The 24,214-nt window shown below is 29.2% G+C and carries 23 protein-coding genes and 1 pseudogene; 1 reads left to right on the forward strand and 23 read right to left on the reverse strand.

Translation table 11 applies throughout. The features are described from left to right. Positions 1-13 precede the first annotated feature (13 nt). From I4V63_RS02040 to I4V63_RS02135, 21 genes and pseudogenes are all read right to left on the reverse strand, one after another. On the reverse strand, positions 14-595 hold the full coding sequence (locus I4V63_RS02040; protein WP_195999643.1) for a GNAT family protein: 582 nt from the start codon (positions 593-595) through the stop codon (positions 14-16). 149 nt (positions 596-744) lie between these two features. Then, positions 745-1,281 carry a GNAT family N-acetyltransferase gene (locus tag I4V63_RS02045; RefSeq protein WP_195999644.1) on the reverse strand — a complete coding sequence of 179 codons (537 nt, stop codon included), beginning with the start codon at positions 1,279-1,281 and terminating at the stop codon, positions 745-747. Between the two features lie 24 nt (positions 1,282-1,305). After that, entirely contained in the window at positions 1,306-1,785 is a 480-nt protein-coding gene (locus I4V63_RS02050) for an NUDIX domain-containing protein (protein ID WP_195999645.1), read from the reverse strand. A 141-nt stretch (positions 1,786-1,926) separates the two neighbouring features. Further along, positions 1,927-2,151 (reverse strand): annotated as a pseudogene (locus tag I4V63_RS15550) (lysine-N-methylase); the annotation flags it as partial. Between the two features lie 144 nt (positions 2,152-2,295). After that, the gene (locus tag I4V63_RS02055) at positions 2,296-3,555 is read right to left on the reverse strand and encodes a hemolysin family protein (protein ID WP_195999646.1); all 1,260 of its coding nucleotides are present in this window, start codon (positions 3,553-3,555) and stop codon (positions 2,296-2,298) included. A gap of 154 nt (positions 3,556-3,709) precedes the next feature. Beyond that, positions 3,710-4,975 carry a cytosine deaminase gene (gene codA, locus I4V63_RS02060; RefSeq protein ID WP_195999647.1) on the reverse strand — a complete coding sequence of 422 codons (1,266 nt, stop codon included), beginning with the start codon at positions 4,973-4,975 and terminating at the stop codon, positions 3,710-3,712. Between the two features lie 12 nt (positions 4,976-4,987). Further along, positions 4,988-6,223 (reverse strand): cytosine permease, encoded by a 1,236-nt coding sequence (codB, locus tag I4V63_RS02065; protein WP_195999648.1) that lies wholly within the window; start codon positions 6,221-6,223, stop codon positions 4,988-4,990. 328 nt (positions 6,224-6,551) lie between these two features. Beyond that, on the reverse strand, positions 6,552-7,601 hold the full coding sequence (gene ispG, locus I4V63_RS02070) for a flavodoxin-dependent (E)-4-hydroxy-3-methylbut-2-enyl-diphosphate synthase (protein ID WP_195999649.1): 1,050 nt from the start codon (positions 7,599-7,601) through the stop codon (positions 6,552-6,554). Positions 7,602-7,613: 12 nt separating this feature from the next. Then, a complete protein-coding gene (gene rseP / locus I4V63_RS02075) occupies positions 7,614-8,633 on the reverse strand; it encodes an RIP metalloprotease RseP (protein ID WP_195999650.1) in 1,020 nt (339 codons plus the stop codon). After that, complete coding sequence (gene dxr / locus I4V63_RS02080; protein WP_195999651.1) at positions 8,634-9,806, reverse strand: 1-deoxy-D-xylulose-5-phosphate reductoisomerase; 1,173 nt, start codon at positions 9,804-9,806, stop codon at positions 8,634-8,636. A 9-nt stretch (positions 9,807-9,815) separates the two neighbouring features. Beyond that, positions 9,816-10,799: an AI-2E family transporter gene (locus I4V63_RS02085; protein ID WP_195999652.1), complete on the reverse strand. Its 984-nt coding sequence runs from the start codon at positions 10,797-10,799 to the stop codon at positions 9,816-9,818. A gap of 140 nt (positions 10,800-10,939) precedes the next feature. Further along, positions 10,940-11,734 (reverse strand): phosphatidate cytidylyltransferase, encoded by a 795-nt coding sequence (locus tag I4V63_RS02090; protein ID WP_195999653.1) that lies wholly within the window; start codon positions 11,732-11,734, stop codon positions 10,940-10,942. A 15-nt stretch (positions 11,735-11,749) separates the two neighbouring features. Continuing rightward, positions 11,750-12,508: an isoprenyl transferase gene (locus I4V63_RS02095; protein ID WP_195999654.1), complete on the reverse strand. Its 759-nt coding sequence runs from the start codon at positions 12,506-12,508 to the stop codon at positions 11,750-11,752. A gap of 116 nt (positions 12,509-12,624) precedes the next feature. Further along, positions 12,625-13,182, reverse strand: coding sequence for a ribosome recycling factor (gene frr, locus I4V63_RS02100; RefSeq protein ID WP_195999655.1), 558 nt, complete (start codon positions 13,180-13,182; stop codon positions 12,625-12,627). 13 nt (positions 13,183-13,195) lie between these two features. Further along, positions 13,196-13,906, reverse strand: a complete 711-nt coding sequence (gene pyrH / locus I4V63_RS02105; RefSeq protein ID WP_042396561.1) for a UMP kinase — start codon at positions 13,904-13,906, stop codon at positions 13,196-13,198. A gap of 72 nt (positions 13,907-13,978) precedes the next feature. Beyond that, positions 13,979-14,893: a translation elongation factor Ts gene (gene tsf, locus I4V63_RS02110; RefSeq protein WP_195999656.1), complete on the reverse strand. Its 915-nt coding sequence runs from the start codon at positions 14,891-14,893 to the stop codon at positions 13,979-13,981. An 86-nt stretch (positions 14,894-14,979) separates the two neighbouring features. Continuing rightward, positions 14,980-15,681 (reverse strand): 30S ribosomal protein S2, encoded by a 702-nt coding sequence (gene rpsB / locus I4V63_RS02115; protein WP_195999657.1) that lies wholly within the window; start codon positions 15,679-15,681, stop codon positions 14,980-14,982. Positions 15,682-16,072: 391 nt separating this feature from the next. After that, on the reverse strand, positions 16,073-16,849 hold the full coding sequence (gene codY, locus I4V63_RS02120; RefSeq protein ID WP_195999658.1) for a GTP-sensing pleiotropic transcriptional regulator CodY: 777 nt from the start codon (positions 16,847-16,849) through the stop codon (positions 16,073-16,075). 159 nt (positions 16,850-17,008) lie between these two features. Further along, positions 17,009-19,099, reverse strand: a complete 2,091-nt coding sequence (gene topA / locus I4V63_RS02125; RefSeq protein WP_195999659.1) for a type I DNA topoisomerase — start codon at positions 19,097-19,099, stop codon at positions 17,009-17,011. A gap of 49 nt (positions 19,100-19,148) precedes the next feature. Beyond that, positions 19,149-20,207, reverse strand: a complete 1,059-nt coding sequence (gene dprA, locus I4V63_RS02130; protein WP_195999660.1) for a DNA-processing protein DprA — start codon at positions 20,205-20,207, stop codon at positions 19,149-19,151. A 16-nt stretch (positions 20,208-20,223) separates the two neighbouring features. Continuing rightward, positions 20,224-21,747, reverse strand: coding sequence for a YifB family Mg chelatase-like AAA ATPase (locus I4V63_RS02135; protein ID WP_195999661.1), 1,524 nt, complete (start codon positions 21,745-21,747; stop codon positions 20,224-20,226). Positions 21,748-21,872: 125 nt separating this feature from the next. Here I4V63_RS02135 and I4V63_RS02140 point away from each other — a divergent pair, with 125 nt between their 5' ends. After that, positions 21,873-22,244 (forward strand): YraN family protein, encoded by a 372-nt coding sequence (locus I4V63_RS02140; protein ID WP_195999662.1) that lies wholly within the window; start codon positions 21,873-21,875, stop codon positions 22,242-22,244. Here I4V63_RS02140 and I4V63_RS02145 read toward each other — a convergent pair. Beyond that, positions 22,241-23,059, reverse strand: a complete 819-nt coding sequence (locus tag I4V63_RS02145) for a ribonuclease HII (RefSeq protein WP_195999663.1) — start codon at positions 23,057-23,059, stop codon at positions 22,241-22,243. The genes I4V63_RS02140 and I4V63_RS02145 overlap by 4 nt on opposite strands. Next, positions 23,059-24,012 (reverse strand): ribosome biogenesis GTPase YlqF, encoded by a 954-nt coding sequence (gene ylqF, locus I4V63_RS02150; RefSeq protein ID WP_195999664.1) that lies wholly within the window; start codon positions 24,010-24,012, stop codon positions 23,059-23,061. Before ylqF ends, I4V63_RS02145 begins: the two co-directional genes overlap by 1 nt. Between the last annotated feature and the right edge of the window lie 202 nt (positions 24,013-24,214).

Consider the following 24,214-nt stretch of genomic DNA (forward strand, 5'->3'; position numbering starts at 1 on the left):
CATAGTTATATCTCTAACTCTTTTGCTGTTTTGCTTTCCATTCTTCTTCCAAAATTCCATAAAAAAGTTCATCATGATATTCATTCTTATAACCGATAACTTTTCTATTTTTAATAGCATGTCCTTCTTTTCTCATCCCTATGTTTTCCATAACACGATAAGAACCATAATTTTCTGCATCACAAGTAGCATATAATCTATGAAGTTTTAATTCCTCAAAAGCAAATCTAGCTAATTCTTTGCCCGCTTCGCTCATATATCCCTTTTTCCAATGATCCTTATGTAAGACCCATCCTAACATTGCTTGATCTAATGTATCATTTAAATAAATGCCACATCCCCCTATTACATTTCCTGTCTCCTTTAAAGTAACTGCAAAATCATATTGCTTTCTAGGATTTCTATTAGCATTTTCTATACATTCAACTAAAAACTCAACGGTATCATCTTCTGAATTTGGTCCCCATATCATATACTTAATATTTTCTATATCAGAAGCATAAGCATTAACTGCTGCAAAATCATTTTCATTAAATTCTCTTAATATTAATCTTTCAGTTTCTAATTTTATTTCTTTTTCATCATTCATTCCCATACTCTATTTCCTCACCATATTATAATAATTTTTAATCAATCATTACTACTTATTGTAACATATACTTTTTCTCTTTTCCATTATATGTATTTAAAATACAAAGAGGTTATTGTACTTTTTACTACAATAACCTCTAAATTAACTGGTAACTATAAAATAAATTCTAACTGACAATCGCAAGGTTCTTGAGATGCAATTTCTTCATTATACTCTTCAGCCTCAACACATCCCATTGCTTTGTAAAATGCTTGTGACTCTTCTGAAGAATGAGCTGAAATATATAGCTTTTTTGCACCTAGTAATTTTGCTTCTTGAATTGCAATTATAAAAAGCCCCTTACCTATACTTCTACCACGACTTTCATAAGAAACGTGAATAGATGATAATTGTACATATTCCTTATGTGCCCCAAATAATTCACTTTCGATAGAAACAAATCCTATTAAAATTTCCTTATTAAATGCTCCTACAACAATGCCTTTTGTTCTTATAGTATTTTTTAAACATTTTACTAAAAATCTATATTCTTCTTTACTCCATTGTTCTATAAAGGGAATATTCTCTAATCTCCACTTATCTTCATGTTTTCTCCAACATCTTTTTACTTCTTGATACCTATTAAATTTTGAAAATAATTCTTCGTTTATTTCTTCTTCTTTCAATTTTTTATAAATAATCTTGTCCATTTATATCCTCTTCTTATATTTTATTTAATATTGATATGTAACAATATGCTCAACTTCATTTTTTAAATTTTTTAATTTCTCTTTAAAAAATGTTGGATATGCTCTATACTCACTTAACTTATCTATAGGTAACCAATACATACTTTCTTTCACACCTTGAGTATAACTATTACTATTTAATTCTTGTGTTCCTCTAGGTTTCATTAAGAAATATAAAGCTATTTCGTGACATTGCTTACCTTCTAAAGTACCATCTCCACCAAAGAAATTTTCATGTATAAATGCTAATCTTTCAACTTCATATTCAACACCAGTTTCTTCTAATACTTCACGCTTTACAGCTTCTTCTGCAGATTCTCCAATGTGAACTCCACCACCAATAGAATAATAATAACTTTCTCTTTCATTTCCTGCAAAAAGAACACATCCATTTTCTATAATGATCGCTGCAGCACGATATCTAAACCATTTATTTTCCTTTGTAAATCCACAATCATAATACATTCATTCTCTCCCCCTATAAATCAAATCTCTATTAAATAATTATATCATAAAATAAAAAAACAAGAATTCTTTTATAAACTCTCAGCTCTTCTCCATTGTTAATTCTATTATTTACACATTACCTTCAAGTATATTTTTAAATTCTTTCAAAATCATAAAACCTTTATTAAAATAATCATCACTATTTTTATTTTCTCTAAATTTCCACTTTACTAACGCTTTAAACTCCCCAGTACAATTACTATATTTTTTATATGTATCTTCATCTATATTTATATCCTATCCTGCCCAACCTGTATCTATACATTTTGATCCAATGCATTTAAAAGTTAACATATATTTCGGCATGAACATATTTACTTTCATCTTTTGCTCCAATCAATTATACTTCCTATTAATAATAAATTAAAACTTATGTTATGTAACTAAATTTAATTTTAAAAATCTTTTAAAATTAACAAAATACAATTGAGAGTTTAATCTCAATTGCATTTTTTCTTTATTCAAACTTTAACTACATTGCTGTTCTTGGTTTATCTCAACCCTTATTTCTTTTACTCTTCTCTCCTCAATTTTAGAAATAAAAATATTTAAATTCCTATATACAAAACTTTCTCCAATCTTAGGCAAATATCCAAACTCCCTTATAACCCATCCATTAACTGTTTGTACTTCAAAATCATCTACTTCTTCCTTCATATTAAATTCTTCAAAAAAATCTGCTAATGACACACTGCACATAACAGAATACTTATCTTCATCTATCTTTTTAAAATATTCTACTACCTCATCATGCTCGTCCCATATTTCACCTACTAGTTCTTCTAAGACATCTTCAAGTGTTATAATACCCATGGTTCCACCAAATTCATCTATTACTACAGCCATATGATTTTTAAGATATTGAAACTTCTTTAAAAGCTCTGAAATCTTAGTATTTGATGTTACATATACTATTGGTTTTATAATGCTATCAATATTAACTTTCTTTTCATCTAATGCATCATAAAAATCTTTTTCATGAATAACTCCAATTATATTATCTATATTATTTTCATAAACAGGAATTCTAGAAAATTTATTTTCCTTAAAAACCTTTCTAACATCCTCTATTGTAGCTTCTTTAGATATTGAAATTAAATCAACCCTTGAAGTTAGTATTTGATCTGCATCTAAATCATTAAATTCTATAGCTGAACGTATAAGCTTACTTTCATGTTCATCTATTCCACCTCTAATTTCAGCTTCTTCTACAATAGTCAATAATTCTTCTTCAACTTCTATTGGAATTTCTTCAACTTTTATCACCTTAGAAATAGCCTTTTTCCATAACCCAAACACAAAATTTAGTGGGGTAAATATAATAAGCAATACTTTTAATATTGGTGTAGAAAACATTGCAAATTTTTCAGGACTCTCCTTTGATAAGCTTTTAGGAGATATTTCCCCAAATATTAATACAACTATAGTCATAACGATTGTTGAAATTGTTACACCAGCATCTCCATAATATTTAGTAAAAACTATAGTAGCTATTGATGCTGATGCTATATTCACTATATTATTACCTATTAATATGGTTGAAAGTATGCTATCAAACTTTTTAGCGAGATTTAATGTACTTTCGGCCCTTTTACTTCCATTTACAGCTAAGTTCTTTAACTTAATTTTATTTAAACTAGAAAAAGCTGTTTCTGTAGCTGAAAAGTAAGCTGACATAATAATAAGAATAGCAATAACAACAATCAATATCAGGGCATTATCATCCATCTTTAAATCACTCCATTTTTGTAAATATTTTATTTTACTAACAATATATGTAGAACGAATTAAAATATTAAATAAATTAATTTCTTTAATTTTAAATATAATAAAAAAAATAAAAATAGATGAATTTATTGCAATTCATCTATTTTTATTTCTACTATCTTTTAAATGTTACTTCTTTTTCTTCATTTACAGTTATAAATGACTTACTTGGTATAGTCTTAGCTATAACTCTACCTTCTCTTATTGAATATAAAACTTCTGCTCTTCTTCTAACAGCATCATAACCACTTTCAGCATTCAGTAATATTAAATTCCCTGGTTTACCTATTTCTATTCCATATACCTCTTCAATATTTAATGTTCTTGCACTATTAGTAGATATAAACTTTAATGATTCATTTATATCATCATAGCCCATCATTTGGCATACATGTAACCCAAAATGAACTACTTCTATCATATTGCCAGTTCCCATAGGATACCATGGATCAAAAATATCATCATGCCCAAACGAAACATTTATTCCTGCTTCGTTTAATTCTTTAACTCTTGTTATACCTCTTCTCTTAGGATATGTATCAAATCTTCCTTGAAGATGAGTATTTACTAAAGGATTTGAAACAAAGTTTATTCCAGACATTTTTAACAACCTAAATAACTTATATGTATATGCATCATTATATGATCCCATTGCTGTAGTATGACTAGCTGTTACCTTATTTTTAAGACCTGTTTCTAAAGCTCTTGTAGCTACTACTTCTAAAAATCTTGATTGCTCATCATCTATTTCATCACAATGAACATCTACTAATACATTATATTTTTTAGCTAATTCAAATATTTTATTAATAGATTCTACTCCATACTCTCTTGTAAATTCAAAGTGAGGTATAGCCCCTATTACGTCAGCCCCTAACTTTATAGCTTCTTCTATTAGTTCAATTCCATTAGGATAAGAAAGTATTCCTTCTTGAGGGAATGCTACTATTTGCAATGTAACATAATCTTTAACTTCTTCTCTTACTTCTATCATTGCTTTTAATGCAATTAAGCTTGAATCAGTAACATCAACATGAGTTCTTATAAATTGAATTCCATTAGCTACTTGCCATTCTATAGCTTTTTTAGCTCTAGTTTTAACATCTTCTTTAGTTAAAAATTCTTTTCTTTGAGACCATCTTTCTATTCCTTCAAAAAGAGTTCCACTTTTATTCCATTCTGGTTCTCCAGCTGTTAAAGTAGTATCTAAATGTATATGTGGTTCTATAAAAGGAGCAGAAGCTAGAGCTCCATTTCCTTCTATAATTTCTTCATCATTTACAACTTCTAAATTCTCTGCTATTTCAGTAAATTTTCCATCTACTATTCTTATGTCAAATAATCCTTCTCTATCTAAAAGTTTTACTCTTTTAATTAACATATCATCATCACCTTATTTTTCAGTTATTTTTGTTCCTATTACATAAACTATCATTGTTGTAACTATTGCATTTACAGCTATTATTCCAACTGTTACAACATTTGCAACAATAAAACCTGCTAAGAAAGCTATTATTGCTATCCAGTTTACATTTTTAAATTTTACATTTTCAATATTACCATACTTTCTTTTCTTTATAAAGAAATAATCTGCTATTATTACTCCACCTACTGGAGGTAACATTGAGTTTAAGAATGTTAAGAATGCTGTAAAGTTATTGTTTAACCATATTGCTCCTACTGTTCCTATAAGTCCCCCTATGATTACCATTTGTTTTTTAGGTAACTTAGTTATGTTTGATAATCCAAGTCCCGATGTATAAATTGCATTATCATTAGTTGTCCAAATATTTAACCCTAAAACTAATATTGCTGGTATTACTAAACCTTGTGAGAACATTACATCTGCTATATCTGAGTTTCCTGTAACCATTGCCCCTACTGCTCCAAATAAGAACATTAAAGAATTTCCTATAAAGAAAGCCACTACTGTTGTTCCAACTGCCACTTTTTTATTCTTTGAGAATCTAGCAAAGTCAGGTGTTGCTGTTCCTCCACTTATAAATGAACCAACACATAAAGTTACTGCTGTTACCATTGCCATCTTACTAGTTGGCTCAATACTCATTAACCCTTGTACTCCACCTACTGAATTAGTTGCCATCACTGCTGATGTACTTCCTAATATAGCTATTGCCGGTACTGCTATTGCACTTAATATTGTTAAAGACTTCATTCCAAAATAAGCTGTTGCTGTCATTAATAATCCTGTTACTGCCACTAATAAATATAAGTTTATATTAAATCTATTTGCTACTGGTATTGCAAACATTGCTATTCCAACACCAAACCATCCTATTTGTGTAATACTAGTTATAAATGATGCAAGATATGAACCCTTTTCTCCAAATGAATACCTAGCAAGTAAATGCATTGAAAGCCCTGTATCGGCTCCTATATATGCTAACAATCCTGTATAACAAGCTAAAATTAAATTTCCTAATAATACCGCTATGAAAAATTCTTTTAATGATAAGCCTATCCCTAAATTTCCACCTGTTAACATACTTGCTGAGAAAAATGTGAATCCAAGCATTACTACAAACATCGAAAGAAATCCTTTCTTATCTTTACTATGCACATGACCTAATGCATAATCATGATCCTCATTATTTACATTACTCTCCATTTTTAAATCTCCTTAAACATAAAATTTAGAAACCAGCGCCTAAGGTATTAAAAAACGACCTTTCTTTTTTATAGAAAGGTCGTTACTACTTAAAATTAAATATGATATAAATATATTTATTCAATTTATTTTCATCATATTTAAAACTTTATCTGTCGTAAAATATCCGACCTTTTTAATCTCTCTGGATTAATATTAAAGGACTAGTTTTCTTGAAGTAATTATATACTTGACTGTCGAAAAAAGTCAATATTTTTTTAAATAAATTCATAAAAACAGCTCCGAGATTACTCTATATATTAGATTAATCTCGGAGCAAGTTATATTATTATAAATTTTCTATTTCTTTCATTAATTCTTCAATAAGGTTCTCTTCTTTAACCTTTTTAATTATTTCACCTTTTTTGAAGATTAATCCTTCACCTTTTCCACCTGCAATACCAATATCGGCTTCTCTCGCTTCTCCTGGACCATTTACAACACATCCCATAACTGCAACTTTAATATTTTTATTACAGTTCTCAAGCCTCTTCTCTACCTCTTCTGCAATTTTTATAAGGTTTATTTGAGTTCTTCCACAAGTTGGACAAGATACAAATGTCATACCTTGCTTTCTTAAGCCTAAAGCAACTAACATTTCCTTTGCTACTTTAATTTCTTCTATTGGATCACTAGTTAAGGATACTCTTATAGTATCTCCTATACCTTCAGCTAATAATGTACCTATTCCAAGTGTAGACTTAATAGTTCCTCTAAAAACAGTTCCTGATTCCGTAACCCCTAAATGAAGAGGATAGTTACATTTTGTACTCATTAATCTATATGCCTCTATCATCATAGGAACATCAGAAGATTTAATTGATATTACTATATCATAAAAATTTAGTTCCTCTAATATCTTTACATGTCTTAATGCAGACTCAACTAATCCCTTTGCTGTAGGCTTTCCATCTCTTTCTAAAATATCCTTTTCTAAAGAACCTGAATTAACTCCAATTCTTATTGGAATATTTTTAGCTTTACATGCTTCCGTAACAGCTTTTACTCTCTCTACATTACCAATATTACCAGGATTAATTCTAATTGCACTAATTCCATTTTCAACACACTTTAAAGCTAATCTATAATCAAAGTGTATATCCGCTACTACAGGCATTGGTGATCCTGCACAAATATCCTTAATTGCTTCCGCTGCAATCATATCTGGTACTGCACATCTTATTATTTCACACCCAGCAACATGTAATGCTCTTATTTGATTTAAAGTTGCTTCTACATCTCTTGTATCTGTATTAGTCATAGATTGAATCGAAACTGGTGCATCTCCACCAACATAAACAGATCCAACCTTAACTTTTCTTGTAATTTTTCTTTCCATTTTTCCTCGCTCCTATAAACTAATAGGGAATAATATGTCTTTTAATGTTACTACAATCATAAAGCCCATTAAAATCATAAACCCTACATAGTTTGCTGCTCCAACAATCTTATCCGGAACCTTTCTTCTTGTTATTAGCTCTATTAATAATATTACAGTCCATCCACCATCTAAGGCCGGGAAAGGTAATAAATTAAATACAGCTAAGTTAATACTAATGAATGCTAAGAAATATGTCAATGTCATTAATCCATTTTTAGCTGCTTGCCCTGACATTTTAATAATAGTAACCGGTCCACCAACATCTGTTTTAAAGTTTACATTTCCAGTAACCATCATCTTAAGGCTCTTAAATGTTTGTGTTACTAATGAAATTGTCTCATTAAACGACTCTCTTATAGATTCAAGTATTGTTGGATTTTCTACAGGTGTATAATAAAATCCTATTTGATACATTTCTGTTCCATCTTGTTCAATTAACCTTGGTGTAACTGTAATATTTTCCTTTTTTCCATTTCTATCTACTACTAAATCAACAGAATTCCCTTTAGAAAGTTGAATTCCCATTGATACATCTGTAGTTGTAAATACTTTAGAACCATCTATTGTTAATATTTTATCTCCTACTTGTAAGCCTGATTCAATTGCAGGAGTATCTGGTTCTAATTTACTTATTGTTGTTTCTGTATATCCTCTATTACTAATTATTATAGAAAATGCTATAAGCGCAAAAATAATATTCATTGTAACACCAGCTAAAATAACTGTAATTCTTCTTAATGGTGATTTTGAAGAAAAGCTTCTTTCATCTTCAACATCTTCCTCTTCACCAAGCATTTTAACATATCCTCCTATAGGAAATAGTCTTAATGAATATTGAGTCTCCTTACCTTTTTTAGATAAAATCTCTGGCCCCATTCCTATTGAAAATTCTTCCACCTTAATACCATTTACTTTAGCCATAATAAAATGCCCTAACTCATGAACAATAATTAATAAACTAAAGCCCAATATTGCCATTATAATATACACTTACTTCACTCCTAACTCCCATTTATTTCTTATATATTTTCTTACCTTTTTATCTAACTCTACAATATTTTCTAAAGTTAGTTTATCATAATAGTTTTCTTTAAATACATTCATACACTCTTCTATTATTTCTGCTATTTGTAAGAACTTTATTTTTTCCTCTAATAATAATGCTACTGCTTCTTCATTAGCACCATTTAAAATAGTAGGTGCAAGGCCTCCAATTTTACCTGCATCGTATGCAAATTTTAAGCACTTAAAAGTATCTAAATCTGGTTTTTCAAACGTTAATGACCCTACTTCATAAAAATTAAGTGGTTTTGCAATCATTCCTTTTCTTTCTGGATAATTTAATGCATATTGTATTGGTAACCTCATATCAGGGGTTCCCATTTGAGCTATAATACTTGCATCTTTATACTCAACCATTGAATGAATTATACTTTGAGGATGAACAACAACCTCAATATTGTCATAATCAGTATCAAATAAGAAATGAGCTTCTATAACTTCTAATCCTTTATTCATAAGACTAGCAGAATCTATAGATATCTTTTGCCCCATATTCCATTTTGGATGTTTTAGTGCTTCTTTTACTGTCACATCTTTTAAGTCTTCTAAGTTCTTTCCTCTAAATGGACCTCCTGAAGCAGTTAATATTATTTTATTAATATCTTTATTCTTATATCCACTTAAACTTTGGAAAATAGCACTATGTTCTGAATCAACAGGTAATATTTTAACATTATTTTCTTTTGCTTTATTCATAACAAGTTCCCCTGCTACAACTAGTGTTTCCTTGTTAGCTAAAGCAATATCCTTTTTTGCTTCTATTGCAGCCATAGTCGGTTTTAATCCTATCATTCCCACAACAGAAGTAACTACCGTATCAATCTCATCTAATGTTGCAATTTTAATTAATCCATCAATTCCGCTAAAAACTTTAATTTCTGGATAGTTTTCATTACAAAACTCCTCAATAACTTTAGCAGAATTTAATTCCATCATTCCTACATATTTAGGTTTAAACTCTTTAATTATTTCTTTAATCTTATCAACGGAAGAATTAGCAGTAATTCCTATAAGGTTAATCGTCCCCCCTGAATTTCTAATTACGTCTAAAGTTTGTGTCCCAATGGAACCAGTTGCCCCTAAAATTGAAATACTTTTCATTTATACCTCCTACAATGTTCCTTCATATATTAAATCTTTTGCTATTAAACAGTATATAGGACCTATGAATATTCCTATTATTCCAAAGACTTCTGCTCCTATATACATAGATAACATTACTACTAATGGATGGATATCTAACTTAGAGCTTAAGAATTTCAATTCTAATATCTCTCTTACTACCTGTAATAATAAGTATAAAGCTATCAATCCAACAACTAGTAAGTATTTCTTCATTATTATATTGTATATTATAATTGGAATAAATACAATTATAGTTCCTACATATGGCAAAATATCTAAAATTCCGCATATAATACCTAAAAACATCGCACTAGGAACTCTTAGTATTTTAAACCCTATAATTGTAATTATCATACATATAATGACTAACTTAATTTCAATTTTTACTACTTCACCTAAATTATTTTTTTTCTCTCTTATAGTTTCCACAACATCATAGGGTAATAAACAATTTAATAACTTTAAAAATAACCTTTTATCAACTAAAATAAAATATACAGTTATATTTGCTATTATATATGATATTATTCCTTGACCTGTAAGTGCTAAGCTACTTTTAAAAGAAGTTACTGATGGTAATCCTTGTGATCCATTATATAACAATTCTCCTAAATCTATATTAAATATAACTTTAATTGTGTTAAGCCATTCCTTTAAGTCATTTATATGATTTATGTAAAAGCCTTGAACTAAATCTATAATTGAATTTCCAAAATAAAATACGAAACAAAACATCAATACATTTATTATCAAGATTGTTAAGGCTCCTGCAATTTCTTTCTTCTGAAATACTTTTTTCATTAAATCATAAATGGGAGTGCATATTATTAATAAAATAATAATTGATAAAAATGGTTTAAAATAATTCTTAATAGCAAAAGCTATTATAATAAAAAGAAATAGTAATAATAATAAATTAACTAGTACTTGATATTGATAATGTTTTTTATAACCATTATATATTCTCATTTTACCTCCTTATCCCTACTACAGTAACTCAGTTTATATTATTTCATACTATTAATTTATTATATTTATATATTTTTTAGACTACTTTTCATTTAAATAAAAAAAGATACAATAGTTTATTTCTATTGTATCCATTAAACTTAAATTCCTACTACAAAAGTTAAATAATAAAATACTACAACTGCATTAAATAGGATTGAATCAAATCTATCTAATATTCCACCATGCCCTGGAATTAAATTGCTATAATCTTTTAATCCTACATATCTTTTAATTGATGAAGCAACTAAGTCACCAAATTGACCCATTATTCCGCATAAAGCACCAATTAAAAAGAAATGAATAACATTAACTTCTGGGACATAACTACTTACTATAATTCCAAATATACCGCATCCAAGTGTTCCACCTAAAAATCCTCCTATTGATCCTTCAATAGTTTTCTTTGGGCTAACCTTTGGACATAATTTGTGCTTACCAAATAATCTTCCGAAATAATATGCAACAGTATCAGAAACCCATGAACCAATAAATATTAACCATACTAAATATTCACCATTAACTTTAGAATTTACTAATGGAATAAAACTAAAAAGAATTACTACATATATGAATCCTAAGAATGTTACTGCAACATCTATAAATGAATATTTTAAATCTATAATTGGTATTATTAAAGCTAACACAATTGCTATAACTAAAATATACATCATATATTCAAAATTATTATTTAGTGCGTAATAAACTACTAATAAAATGTAACTTATTATTGGAATACTCTTAATTTCTTTAGTCTTTAAGGCATGATAAAACTCGTATAACCCACATACTGATAATGCTATAGTGAATAATTTTAATGGTAATCCGCCTAAAAGCACAAATATTAGTAGTGGGGCAAGTACAACTGCACCTATATATCTACTATTAATTTTCATACTTTCCCTCCTATGCTATACTCCACCAAATCTTCTATCTCTATTTTGATAATCATATATAGCTTTTTGTAAATCTTTCTCTGAAAAATCAGGCCAATTTACATTTGAATACCAAAATTCAGAATAAGCACATTGCCATAATAAGAAATTACTTATTCTTTGTTCTCCTGATGGTCTAATTATTAAATCTGGATCTGGTGAATTCTTAGTATATAAATAATCTGAAAATAATTCTTGATTTATATTTTCCTTACTAATTTTACCTTCTTGCACATCGTCTATGATATTTTTTACTGCTTTTATTATTTCATCTCTTCCACCATAATTAAAAGCAAAATTTAATACTAATCCTGTATTATTTTTAGTTAATTCTATAGCTTCTTCTATTTCTCTTCTACAAGCATCTGCAAGTGCATTAATATCACCTAACACTCTTAAAACTACTCCATTTTTATGTAGTTCACTTACTTCACTTTTTAAATATTGAACTAAAAGTTTCATTAAAGCATTAACTTCATCTTTTGGTCTTTTCCAATTCTCAGTTGAAAATGCATATAAAGTAATATATTTTACACCTAGCCTATCAGCTTCTTTTATAACCCTTCTAATAGTTTCTACACCAGCTTTATGTCCCATAGTTCTAGGTAAATTTCTCGCTTTTGCCCATCTACCATTACCATCCATAATTATAGCTATATGTTGAGGTATATTATCAAAATCTAATTCAAAATTATTTTCTTGTACATTCTTATTAGCCTTAAAATAACTTAACATTCCTTCTGCCTCCACTTTATTTTAAATAAATCATATCATATTTAAAGTGTAAAGTAATATTTATGAATAAAATTTAATAATTACACTTAAGAAAAAAACCTGCTAAATAGCAGGTTTTAAATTGACATAATCTCTTTTTCCTTAGCTACAATTAGTGAATCTATTTCTTTAACATATTGATCTGTTTTCTTTTGAACAGCATCTTCACCTTTTTTAACTTCATCTTCTGAAATATGTCCGTCTTTCTTTAATGCTTTAATTTTTTCATTAGCATCTCTTCTAATAGATCTTATTGCTACTTTTGCATCTTCACCTAATTTTTTAACATTTTTCACAAGATTTTTTCTTGTTTCTTCTGTTAATTCAGGAACTAATAATCTTATTATAGATCCATCATTAGAAGGATTGATTCCTAAATCTGATTTTAAAATTGCTTTTTCTATATCTTTTAATAAAGATTTATCCCATGGAGTTATAACTAACATTCTTGGTTCTGGAGCAGATATATTACCTACTTGCTCTATTGGACATAATCCACCATATGCTTCAACTTGAATTCTATCAAGCATCTTTGGATTAGCTCTTCCAGCTTTTAATGTAGTTAAATCTGATGATAATACAGATATTGTCTTTTGCATTTTAGATTCAGCAGTGTTTAAAACTTCTTTAATCATATATACCTCCCTATTATTTAGATACGATTGTACCTATTTTTTGACCTTCCATAACTTTTTTAATATTTCCTTCTTCACTTATACCGAAAACTAGTATTGGAATATTATTATCCATACATAATGTAGTTGCTGTTGTATCCATAACTTGTAATCCTTGTTCGATTACTTCCATATAAGTAAGTTTATCATATTTTTTAGCATCTGCAAACTTATTTGGATCTTTATCATATACACCATCAACATTTTTAGCTAATAATATAACATCAGCTTCAATTTCAGCTGCTCTTAATGCTGCTGCAGTATCAGTTGAGAAATATGGATTTCCTGATCCAGCTCCAAAGATTACAACTCTTCCTTTTTCAAGGTGTCTAACAGCTCTTCTTCTTATGAAAGGTTCAGCTATTTCTTTCATTTCTATTGCAGTTTGAACACGTGTCATGACCCCTATTCCTTCTAATGCATCTTGTAATGCAAGTGCATTAATGCAAGTAGCTAGCATCCCCATATGATCAGCAGTAGTTCTATCCATACCTTCACCAGTTCTACCTCTCCATATGTTTCCTCCACCTACAACTAAACCAACTTCTACACCCATGTCAACTAAAGTTTTAACTTCTCTTGCAATTCTTCCAACTACTTCAAAATCAAAACCAAATCCATTGGCTCCAGATAAAGCTTCCCCTGAAATTTTTAACATTACTCTTTTATATGCGATATTTGCCATTGTAATCCCTCCTTGTGGTATATATGTACTCTTTTCCTTAAAAAAAGAGAACACAAAAGTGTTCTCTCGATATTACATACCCATAGTCTTAGCAACTTCTGCAGCGAAGTCTTCTTCAACCTTTTCGATACCTTCTCCTCTTTCGAATCTAGCGTATCTTGTAACAGTTATTGGAGAACCAACTTCTTTAGATTTTTCTTCTAAGAATTTAGATATTGACTTATCTCCATCTTTAACCCATGCTTGATCTAAAAGACAAACTTCTTTGTAATACTTTTGAATTCTTCCCATTACCATTTTTTCAACGATCTTTTCTGGTTTTCCTTCATTTAATGCTTGAACTCTGTAGATTTCTTTTTCTTTTTCTAAAGCTTCGTTATCTACTTGTTCTCTGCTTAAGAATAATGGATTTGCAGCAGCAACTTGCATACAAACTTCTTTAGCAACTTCTTCTAAAACTGCAACATCTGTAGCTTCACTAGCAACTTCTACCATAACTCCGATTCTTCCACCACCGTGAATGTAGCTAGCTATAGCACCGTTTTCTATGTTGAATTTAACAAATCTTCTTACTGTCATGTTTTCGCCTAATTTTGCAATTAAAGCTGTTAAAGCTTCAGTTACAGTAGCTTCACCATCAAACTTTTCAGCAACTAATTCTTCAACAGTTGTAGCTGAAGTGCTAGCAGCCATTTCTGCAACTTTAGTTGCAAATGAAACGAATTCTTCATTAGCAGCAACGAAGTCAGTTTCACAGTTAACTTCTACCATAGCAGCAGTTTTCTTGTCAGCTGAAACGAAAGTCTTAACGATACCTTCAGCAGCAACTCTACCAGCTTTTTTAGCAGCAGCAGCTAATCCCTTTTCTCTTAAAAATTCAACAGCTTTTTCTATATCTCCTTCAGTTTCAACTAAAGCCTTTTTGCAGTCCATCATTCCTGCGCCAGTCATTTCTCTTAATTCTTTAACTGATTTAGCAGTTATCATTATTAAATTCCTCCTTGACATTAAATGTAAACCTTATTTTAGGTTAAAAGGTAAATGAAGTTTCCTTCACCTACCTCTTAAAATTATTACTCAGCTAATTGTTCGCCTTGTCTTCCTTCGATAATTCCATCAGCAAGTTTAGCAGTTATTAATTTAACAGCTCTGATAGCATCATCGTTTCCTGGGATTACGTAATCAACTTCTTCTGGGTCACAGTTAGTATCTACGATAGCTACTACTGGAATTCCTAAGATTTTTGCTTCAGATATAGCATTCTTTTCTTTTCTTGGGTCAACTACAAACATAGCTCCGATGTTGTTAACATCTAAGTTAGTGATACCACCAAGGTTGTTTTGTAATTTTTCCATTTCACCCTTTAATTTGATTACTTCTTTCTTAGGTAAAACTTCAAATGTTCCATCTTGTTCCATTTGTTGTAAAGTTTCTAATCTCTTGATTCTAGTTTTGATAGTTTTGAAGTTAGTTAACATACCACCTAACCATCTGTTGTTAACATAGTGCATGTTTGATCTTATAGCTTCTTCTTGGATAGCTTCTTGAGCTTGTTTCTTAGTTCCAACGAAAAGAATGTCTTTTCCTTCTGTTGATACTTCTCTGATGAAGTTATAAGCTTCTTCTACCTTCTTAACTGTCTTTTGAAGATCGATTATATATATTCCGTTTCTTTCTGTGAATATATATGGAGCCATCTTAGGGTTCCATCTTCTTGTTTGGTGTCCAAAGTGAACGCCTGCTTCTAATAATTGTTTCATTGATATTACTGACATTTTGTTACCTCCTGGTTTTTCCTCCACAACCTTCATTCTTATAAAGCTTCCCAATTCAGGCACCAACTTTATAAATTGGGCTGTGTGCGTATTTTATTACCTAAGTTAGTATATCACAAGCTTCTTATACTAGCAACATATTTTTTGTATATTTTATCTTTCACGTCATAAAAGAATAAATTCACTATAATTTTATCACTTCTTAACACTAATATACTACCTTTTTTATAATAATTATCTTTTTTATTATTCCCAAAATATAAAATTATAAACAATTCAACAAATATAATAAACTAACTTTTAACTATCAACTTCCATTTTAGCCTTTACTTCTTTATAATCTCTTTTATATACAAAAGAGATTATACTATAGTATAATCTCAATTTACTTTTATCTAATCTTTTTTAACTCATCGATTAATTTTTCATTTAAAATTTTGATATGAGTTCCCTTCATCCCTAATGATCTTGACTCAATCACACCAGCACTTTCGAATTTTCTTAAAGCATTAACAATTACGCTTCTTGTAATTCCAACCTTGTCTGCTATCTTAGAAGCCACTAATAAACCTTCGTTACCATCTAATTCATTAAATATATGGTCAACAGCTTCCAATTCAGAATAAGATAAAGTTCCAATTGCTAATTGGACAACAGCTTTCTTTCTAGCATCGTCTTCTAACTCGTCTTGTTTAGCTCTTAACATTTCCATTCCAACTATAGTTGCACTATGTTCAGTTAATACTAAATCATCTTCAGTGAACTCATTCCCAAATCTAGCCAAAAGTAATGTCCCCATTCTTTCTCTATTACCTATTATAGGTACTATAGTAGAAATTTTGTTAGACACTTCACAGACTCCCTCACCTTTAAAAACACAATTTCCATTGCTTTTTGAATTTGCTAAAGTTTCTGTAATCTTTAGTAAAGTTTCGTTGTATCCTAAAGGAAACCTACCTTCATCCAAAACATATTTTTTCATTATTTCGCATTCAAAATCCGTTGAAAAAGTATGTCCTAAAACTTTTCCTTTTCTACTAATAATATATACATTACATTCTAGTACTTCACTCAAAAGATTGCATATATCATCAAATACTACTGGATCAGCTCCACCCTTTTGTAAAATTTTATTTAATCTTCTCGTTTTATTTAATAATGATGACAATTAAATACTCCCCCCATCATACTTCTTATCTTATAAATGTTAATTTTCTAAATAATCAAAATCTTATAATATCTCTTATATTTTATAGTATCATAATAACTTTTTATTTACAACATATTTTACATTCTTTCGACAATCAGCTTTATTAGGGGTTATATTTTATTCTTCTTTTTTGTCATTTTCTAAAGGTATAGTATTTCCACATTCACTATTTGAACAAATCGCATAATTTCCTTTTGTTTTAGAAAACTTCATTGTCATATAACTTCCACATTTAGAACATGGCTCTTTAATTGGTTCATTCCAACTTACAAAATCACAGTTAGGATAATTGGAACATCCAAAGAACTTTTTACCTTTTTTACTTCTTTTAGCTAATATTTTACCACCACACTTAGGACATGGTACATCTAGCTCTTCAACTATAGGTTTTGCATTTTTACATTCTGGATATCCTGGACATGCTAAGAATGTTCCGTATCTACCTTTCTTTATAACCATCATCCTTCCACACTTATCACATGGAACATCACTTACTTTATCTTCAATTACAACCTTAGAAATTTCTTTTTCTGCTTTTTCTATAGCAACTTGTAATGGTTCAAAGAATTCGCCAACAACTTTTTTCCACTCTTCATTTCCTTCTTCAATATAGTCCAGCTTTCTTTCCATTCCTGCTGTAAAATCTACATCAACTATTTGTTTAAAATAATCTGACATTATATTGTTTACAATAAATCCTAATTCAGTCGGAATTAAATTTTTCTTTTCTCTTATTACATACTCTCTACTTAATAAAGTTGAAATTGTAGGTACATAAGTACTTGGTCTACCAATTCCCTTTTCTTCAAGTAATTTAACAAAAGAAGCTTCTGTATACCTTGCAGGTGGTTGAGTAAAATGTTGCTTTCCTTCAAGTGATGCAGGTTCTAATACTTGACCTTCTTCTAAGGTTGGTAACAATACATCATTTTCATCATCTTCTGTTGTATAATCATATACTTTCATAAACCCATCAAACTTTATTGTTGATCCAGAAGCTTTAAAATTATATTTTCCATTAACAATATCAATGCTATTTGTATTTAATGCACAGGATGCCATTTGACTTGCAATAAATCTTTTCCATATTAAGCTATATAACTTAAATTGCTCAGGAGTTAAATTAGCCTTTGCTATTTCTGGCGTTATTTCTATATGAGATGGTCTAATAGCTTCATGAGCATCTTGAATATTCTTCTTACCTTTATATACCCTTAACTTCTCTGGTATATATTCTTCTCCATAACTTTCTTTAATAAATTCAATTGCCTTTCCTTGAGCTTCTTCTGAAATTCTTACAGAATCAGTTCTCATATAAGTTATAAGTCCAACCGTACCAAATCCTTTAACATCTACACCTTCATATAAAGCTTGAGCTATAGACATTGTTCTTTTGGTAATAAAGTTTAATTTTTTAGCAGCTTCTTGTTGAAGCGTACTTGTTGTAAACGGTGGAAGTGGATTTTTAAGTCTGCTTCCTTTTTTAACCTTTTCTACCCTATATTCATTTTCATTTAGATCATTTATTACTTTATTAGCTTCATTTTCATTGCTAATTTCTATCTTCTTATTTTCGTATTTTGTTAATTTAATAGGAAACTTTTTTCTTTCCTTCTTTAAAACACAATCTACAGTCCAGTACTCTTTTGGCTCAAAAGCTTTAATTTCTTCTTCTTTATCACATATTAATTTTAAAGCTGCAGACTGAACCCTCCCTGCACTTAGTCCCCATTTTACATTTTTCCAAAGTATCGGACTTATTTCATAACCAACTAATCTATCTAAGACTCTTCTAGCTTGTTGAGCATCAACTAAATTTAAATTAATTTTTCTTGCTGCTTTGATAGATTCCTTTACAGCGCCTTTCGTAATTTCATTAAAAACTATTCTACAAGTTTCCTCTTCAGAAATTTTCAAAATATTTGCTAAATGCCAAGAAATAGCCTCTCCCTCTCTATCGGGGTCGGTTGCAAGATATATTTTATCTGCTTTCTTAGCTGCTTTCTTTAATTTAGTAATTAATTCACCTTTTCCTCTTATCGTTATATACTTCGGAGTAAAATTATCTTCTATATCAACACCTAATTTACTTTTAGGTAAATCTCTAACATGACCCATTGATGCTTCAACCGTATAATTTTTTCCCAAATACTTACTTATTGTTTTTGCTTTTGCAGGTGACTCTACTATAACAAGATTCTGACCCATACCATCAACTCCTATATATTGCTTAGGAGCTTTTACCCCCCTAAAACATCTAACTAATCTTTACGTAATAATTGCCTGGTAGGCAAATAATTTCATTTTCATTTTGCATTTCAAATAATAACTCAAATAAAGCTATTCTGTCAATATTTACACTTCCAATTATTTTATCTATATGGATAGGTTCTTTCCCTATTATATCTAACAAATTCACTTTTATGCTATTTTTTTTATTATTTTTTTCTTCTTTTTTAATTATATTAAGAAAATTATATAAATCTTCTTTTCCTAAAAAAGGAACAGCTCCCTCATGTATTAATAAATTGCATCCAGCACTACTTTCATTAAATATAGGTCCAGGTACTGCTAAAACATCCTTTCCGCCATCTAAAGCATAGTTTGCTGTAATTAAGGAACCACTTTTCTTTGATGCCTCTACAACTATTACTCCCCTCTCGCTAAAACCACTTATAATTCGATTGCGCTGAGGAAAATTATAAGATAACGGTTTAGTTCCAGGTAAAAATTCCGAAATTAATAATCCTTCATTTGCAATTTGATCATATAATTTTTTATTGAACCTAGGATAAACTACATCTATTCCACACCCTAAAATCCCAATTGTTTTTCCACCCCTGCTAAGTATCTGTCTGTGCATTATAGAATCTATTCCTGCTGCCACACCACTTACCACACCATAAGAAATATCAAATAACTCATTAGCAATAAATTTGGCAACCTGTTCTCCATAAATAGTATTTTTTCTCGAACCAACAACCGCTACCATTTTATAATTCACTAATGATAAATCACCTTTATAAAATAATACATAAGGTGGATTATCAAGATACCTTAACTTTTTAGGATATTGTTCTGATGCTAATGTTACATACTTTATATTATTTTTATATAAATATTCTTGAAAAGCTTCTTCATCAATAATATTTATATGCTTCAACCGTGATATAAAAACCTTATTTATTTCATTCTTATTAATTATATTATCAATATTATTATAAATATTTTCTTCATTATTATACTTTTCTATTAATTTTACCTTTGCTTCTTCACTTATCTTAGTTAAAATAAACCATACCTTATACTTATCCATCTATGTATACCTCTCTTTAAATTATTTCACCAAAAACATTTTTCCTAAATCCTATTGCTTCAATAATATGATAATCCATTATTTCATCTTTACACTCTAAATCCGCTATTGTTCTAGCTACTTTAACTATTTTGGTATATCCTCTAAGTGTAATATCATACTTTTTGTAATACGACTCAAGGACCTTTCTTCCTTCTTTACTTAAATTACACATCCTTAAAACATCTTTCCCAATTACCTCCGAATTATATCTATAATTTGTTCCCTTAAACCTTTCTTTTTGAATTTCTCGTGCAAGTATTACTCTGTGTCGCATATTGTCAGAATTAATTTTATCTTTTTCTCCACAAATCTCTGTAGGTTTTATTCTCGGAACAAAATTTAATATATCAATTCTATCTAATAATGCTCTAGACATTTTATTAATATATCTTTTCTTCTCAATCTCACTACAAGTACATACTGACATAGAATCATAATCAAGCATTTTTCCACAGGGACATGGATTAAATGTTCCAACCAAAATAAAATTACTAGGTAATGTATAACTTTCTTTTAACCTTGAAACATTTATAACTCTATCTTCTAATGGTTGCCTTAATAATTCTAAAATTTCTTTTTTAAACTCTAAAATCTCATCTAAAAATAATATCCCATTGTGTGCAAGTGTTATTTCTCCTGCTTTAATATCCTTTCCTCCTCCAATCAAAGCAGTTTTAGTTATAGTATGATGTGGCGCTCTAAATGGCCTTGACATCTCATATCCATCACTCAACATTCCTGATACGCTATAAATCTTTGCAACCTCAATTTGTTCTTCTAAACTCATAGGTGGTAATATTGAAGGTAAAGCTTTTGCTAGCATTGTTTTACCACACCCAGGCGAACCAAAAAGCATAATGTTATGCCTCCCTGCTGCAACTATTTCCATTGCATGCTTTGATGTATACTGCCCAATAATATCTTCAAATTTATTAATATATATTTCCTTTGTAACACTTTTTCCATCTTCTTTATAAGGAAGTAAATCATTATTTTCAATAAATGAAATTGCCTGATTTAAAGTTTTAAAAGGATAAAAATTTCCTAATACAAAACTTCTCATTTCTCTTAAATTTTCTAACGGAAATATGAAGTTTTTCTTTTCATTAACATCGCCTTCAAAAATTATAGGTACAGCTCCTTTAACACCTTTTAATTCACCATTTAATGATAATTCTCCAAATATAATATAATCATCTAATGATTTCTCTCCTATTTGCCCTGAAGCCATTAAAATTCCAAGTGCAATGGGCAAATCTAAAAGTGTCCCTATCTTTCTTACATCAGCCGGAGCTAAGTTTATAGTAATTCTCCCCAAAGGAAATTCATAACCACTATTTACAATTGCAAGCCTGACTCTTTCCTTAGATTCTTTAATTGATGTATCTGGCAATCCAACTATACTAAATGTAGGTATACCTTTTGTTATATCTACTTCTACATTAATCAATACTCCATCTAACCCTCTATGAGTTGCACTTATTATTTTTATAGCCATGTTTTCAAATCACAATCCCTTCATATTTCAATAGTTCTTCTTCATTATTGACAATGTTTTATTTCTTTAACCTTAAATGAATAAAAATAACTTCATAGTCTATCATTAAAATAGGAGGTGATTTTTTGAATAATTATAATAAGCTAATTGGTGATTTTGGTGAAAGCTTGGCTCGTGATTACTTAATTTCTATAGGATATAAAATTTTAAATATGAATTATAGAAATCGATTTGGTGAAATCGATATTGTGTGTATGAATAAAGATCTGCTAATTTTTTGCGAAATAAAAAGTAGGTACTCAAATTCATTTGGTTCCCCAATAGAGTCTGTTACCTACTATAAACAAAATCAAATTATTAAACTTTCAAAATTATATTCAATTTCCAAAAAATATTTTGATTACAATATTAGATACGATATAATTGAAATAATATTTAATAACCTAAACTCATCTCATATTATTAATCATATAGAAGATGCTTTTAGGGCATATTAATGTGATAATATATTATTTAAAAATGACATTCTATGTATTTCTGTTGGTCCGTATTGTTTAAGACCTTCTATATGCTTAGACGTACCATAACCTACATTTTCTTCAAAAGCATAATATGGGTATTTTTTTGAATATTCCTTCATTAAGTTATCTCTATATACTTTTGCAACTATAGACGCTGCTGCTATACATGCAGATTTTGTATCTCCTTTAATTACAGATTTATTAGGTATTTTTATTCCCTTTACTGTATATCCATCAGATAAAACTAAATCCGGTTTAACTTCTAAGTTGTTGCATGCTTCAAGAAATACCTCATTATTACAAACACCAATTCCCCTAGCATCTATTTCTTTCGAATCACGAGAAGCAATATGATAAGCTAAGGACTTTTCTTTTATAACTTCTGATAACTCTTCTCTTTTCTTCTCATTCAGCTTCTTAGAGTCATTTATCCATAAAATCAACTCTTCATCTATTACATTTAAATCTAATACCACAGCACATGATACAATTGGCCCTGCCAACGGTCCTCTACCAACCTCATCTACTCCAGCAATGATATTAAATCCCTCAAAAGACTTATCAAAATTATACATACTTCTTACTCTTTTGATTTCATTTTTAATCTTTTCCTTAGCTCTTTGAAGCTTATCACCTAAAGCATTGATATTCTTTCGTTTATCAGCTTTTAATATATCTATAATATTAATTAACTCTTGAGAATCATGTAATTCATTGACATTAATTTCATCAACTTTTTCTTTAACAATTTTATAGCTTAAACTGCTAATATCCATAGTTAATATATCCATTATCTTTTTTCCTTTTTCTTTTCATTTCTCTTTTCTTTTCTTATTCTTCTTTTTCTTTCTTTTTCAGTTTCTTCTTTCATCTCAGTTTTAGCTTCTTCAAAAACATCATCTGGACGCTCTAAAGATATTTTACCAAGCTTTCCACCCCTAAATTCATCAATAAGCATTACAGCAATTCTATTATAATTAATTTCATTACGTGCCATGATACAACCTCTTTTTCTTGCAATAGCATCAAGGTTATCTAATGGATTTTCTTGTATTTCTGTAATTCCAAATCTCTCTATTAATCTATCCGGATAATATTCTTGAAGTCTTTCAACAAGTTTAAGTGCTAACTCTTCTATATCCATTATTTCATCTTTTATAGCTCCTGTGAATGCTAAATTTAATGCAGTTCTCTCATCTTCAAATTTAGGCCATAATACACCTGGAGTATCTAACATTTCCATATCAAGTGCTGTCTTTATCCATTGCTTACTCTTAGTAACACCAGCTCTATCTCCTGTTTTAGCAATATTATTTCTTGCCATTTTATTTATAAATGTAGATTTACCACAGTTAGGTACACCAACTACCATAACTCTCATCATAAATTTAACTAATCCCTTAGCTTTAGCTCTTTCATGCTTTTCTTTTAATAATTCTAATAATGCAGGCTTTATTTGTTGTAATCCTTGACCTTTTAAACAATTAACTTCTAAAACCTTAACATTTTCATTTGATAATTCCTTTATCCAATCTTTAGTTACTTTTGCTTCCGTCAAATCACTTTTATTTAATAAAATTATTCTAGGTTTACCTGCGCAAAGTTTATCTATATCTGGATTTGCAGAACTTCTTGGAATTCTAGCATCTCTAATTTCTATTACAGCATCAACAAGCTTTAAATTATCTTCAATTTCTCTTTTTGTTTTTTTCATATGCCCTGGGAACCAATTTATTGTAGCCATAATGCATCCTCCTTTAACTAAATATCTATTATTTATTCTTAACAATTATCTTTTTCTAAAACAACTCTCAATGAATATTGAATTGTAACTTCCTCTAATTAGTTCAAATAATTTCTTTAATATAGAAATTCGACTCTCTTCGTTAACTGAGTAAGTTCGATTTACTAAATTAAAATTATAACCTTTAAGGGAAACTCGACTC

The organism is Clostridium sp. 1001271B_151109_B4 (assembly GCF_015670405.1).
In the GTDB taxonomy this organism is placed as follows: Bacteria; Bacillota; Clostridia; order Clostridiales; family Clostridiaceae; genus Clostridium.